Consider the following 624-nt stretch of genomic DNA (forward strand, 5'->3'; position numbering starts at 1 on the left):
CCGCGGCGCCGTCCGATACCGGCACCGAGGCCGCCTCGGGCGCCGACGAATACAAGGTCAAGCAGGGCGACACGCTGTCGCGCATTGCCGGTGCAACCAAGCGTCCGGGCGTCTCGCTCGACCAGATGCTGGCGTCGCTGTACCAGGGCAACCCGGACGCGTTCCTGAACAACAACATGAACCGGCTGAAGGCCGGTGCCGTGCTGGCCGTGCCGTCGGCCGAGACCGCGAAGGCGATCACGCCGGCCGATGCGCGCCAGCTGATCCAGGCGCAGAGCGCCGACTTCGGCGCCTACCGCCAGCGCCTCGCCAGCGGCGTGGCACCGTCGAAGGTCGAAGGTGCATCGCGCCAGACCAGCGGCACCGTGCAGGCCGAGGTCGACGACCGCAAGAAGGCCGCCGCCCCGACGCCGGACAAGCTGACGCTGAGCAAGGGCAGTGCGTCCACGGAGGCGAAGGTCGCGAAGGAGCGCGAGGCGAAGGAGAACTCGTCGCGCGTCGCCGAACTGTCGAAGAACGTCGAAGAGCTGAAGAAGCTCGGCCAGGCCTCGGCCGGTGCCAAGGCCGGGTCGCCCGCGCAGGCTCCCGCGCCGGCCGCAGTGAACGTGCCGGTGAAGCCGCCGG

General features: G+C 71.0%; 1 protein-coding gene. It reads left to right on the forward strand.

The features are described from left to right. On the forward strand, window positions 1–624 hold a 624-nt coding region (locus tag AC1D15_RS36055), incomplete at both ends, for a type IV pilus assembly protein FimV (protein WP_477829863.1).

This window comes from Rhizobacter sp. P2_H2 (assembly GCF_056403375.1).